General features: G+C 38.2%; 3 protein-coding genes. All 3 read right to left on the reverse strand.

The annotated features are described in order from the left end of the window. Window positions 1-111 precede the first annotated feature (111 nt). Window positions 112-402 carry a YkvR family protein gene (locus tag RAC86_RS37870; RefSeq protein ID WP_003245399.1) on the reverse strand — a complete coding sequence of 97 codons (291 nt, stop codon included), beginning with the start codon at window positions 400-402 and terminating at the stop codon, window positions 112-114. Window positions 403-1,134: 732 nt separating this feature from the next. Then, the gene (locus RAC86_RS37875; protein WP_377886876.1) at window positions 1,135-2,070 is read right to left on the reverse strand and encodes a glycosyl hydrolase family 18 protein; all 936 of its coding nucleotides are present in this window, start codon (window positions 2,068-2,070) and stop codon (window positions 1,135-1,137) included. A gap of 96 nt (window positions 2,071-2,166) precedes the next feature. Next, a partial coding sequence (locus tag RAC86_RS37880; protein WP_377886877.1) for a LysM peptidoglycan-binding domain-containing protein occupies window positions 2,167-2,345 on the reverse strand: 179 nt, incomplete at its 5' end.

Genomic DNA, 2,345 nt, shown 5'->3' on the forward strand with positions numbered 1-2,345 from the left:
TATTTCCACATTTATTCAAAAACTGCAAGACGGACAATTTAACACCTTACATATGAAATTCGCTTTCTCAAAAGCTGCCGGCCGGCAGCTTTTTTACATAAAAAACACCGATCATGAATCGGCGTTTTTGTCTATTTCCGTTATTTCTATATAGAACTCGCTGACGGCCCCCGGTTCGTACAGGTTGGTCAATGATGTTGAATAATTTGTCATTTCCCCCCGGAAGGCAAGATCGCGTTCCGGAACCTCGACATTAAACGTTTTTTCATACAACAGGACAGCGATATCATGGTAAGTCTCACTCGTAACGTTTAAGGTAAATGCAATTTTTCGCTTCGGCTCGCTCTCCTCTTGATATGCAGCCATTTCTAACGTTACATTGTTTAACCGCAATGTCTTCACTTCATATCACTCCTTTATAGTCCATGCATCTTAGCATACCTTAGCGAATGTTTACAATGAATCTGTTCTTAATGGTTATATGAACCAATTCATTTGAAAAGACACCTTTACAAACATACGTTCGTTAAATTATAATAAAACAGACGAGCTGCCATCCAGCATCCCGTCTTTTCATTAGAAAGCGGCGAGTGGAATTCCCCCCGGATTCGCTCGTCTTTTTTATGTAAAAACCCCCTCATTTCTAAGGAGAAACTATATGGTCGATTATCAACAAGTCATGCTTCACCATGCGTACCTTGGCGCCTTGAATTTCCCCATCCTTTAATGAGAGCGGTCAATCAATTCTCATCATGTTTTTTAGATAAACCAGCATCCATTCAGGAAGTATATGAGTGTATGCTTTTAAAGTTCTAGTTAGTCGTGCGCTTCCACATCGATCCTGAACAATTCTGAATGAAATGCGATAACCCTGCTATCAAGTAGCATGTGTATGATTAAATCATGGAAGCAGAATAAATTCAACACATCCGTAATTACTTGAAATGCCGTACTATAACATAAGTTTGAATGGAGATTTCAAGCCCAATGTAATGCCTCGTATAGAACATTTCGGGAGAAGGGCCTATGGAATGCCCTCACTGTTTTACCCGCACTCGTAATAAACTCCTTTCAGTATGTCCATTTAGAGATTCATTGCAATTATCTTCGAATTTTGTTCTGAACTATAAATCATTATATATTTTTAAACACTGTATTCCAGACTGACGCATCTTCTTGTCCAAGACTCCAGCTGCCAAGACCTTTCAGATTATATTTTTGAGCGAGTTTTATTTTTGCTCTGAGTGACTGTTCATTTTCAAACCATAATGTATATGTTCCCGAAGGCAACGGCCCCTTGTTATCGTGATTGACAGTAAAAATAGCTTTTGGAGATTGACTCTTGGTGTCAAAAATAATTGTCCCGCTATGCCTTTTTACTAAGGAGTCAACAAGGTAAAGGGGAATGGCTTGAGAGGCAGATTGGCCTTCCATCCAGCAGCGGCCATAGAATGGCAATCCTAAAACTAGTTTTTGAGGAGAGATTTTTTGGGTCAGAACATATTGAATGGACTTTTCCACCCATCCTACACTTGCGGTAGGCCCAGCAAGGCGGCTTTCATCATAGGCCATAACCATAAGATAATCTGCATATTTAGCTAAATACTCGTAATCATATGATCCGTGCCAGCCCTTCGTCCAGCCAAAAGGATTTGCCGCCACTGCAACTGATACTTCTTTATGTTTAGGAATACTTTTCCTTACTAATCTAATAAAATCTGTAAATAGATTCCGATCTTTTTCTGTAAGGTTTTCTATATCGATATTAACTCCGTCCAAATCCAGTTCTTCTATTGCATGAGAAATTTGTTTAGCTAAAAGAACTCGGTTCATTAATGCAAATCGTCCCAAATCCTGATCCCAATGATTGCTTAGAAAAGGAACTACTTTTAATTTTCTTCTATGAAGAGCTTTAATCACATCGGGATTAGCTGAACGGAGAAGTAATGATCCATCTTTTTTGATATAGAAAAAATCAGGAGACACAACATTTAATACTCCGTTCGTTTGATCAACGTGTTGAATAAAATCCCATCCTAATCCAGAATAGAAATAGCTCATTTGAAACATCTCATAACCCCTTCATCCCCAAAAATATCAAGTTCCCCACAAATAAAAAAATGAGGATTGTCATTTCAATTTGATTCGTTTCCGAAACCTCAAAGATTACCTTTCTCTTATCTTTATAATTTGTCCAGGATAAATTCTATCTGAAGAAAGCTTATTAAGATTCATAAGTTGTTGTACCGGAATTTTAAAGGATTTGGCAATCGTCCATAATGTATCGCCGGATTCCACATGATATACTTCGTATGTCACGGGAAATTCCATATAACGAGGCGTTC

This window comes from Bacillus sp. LR_5, from assembly GCF_042709275.1.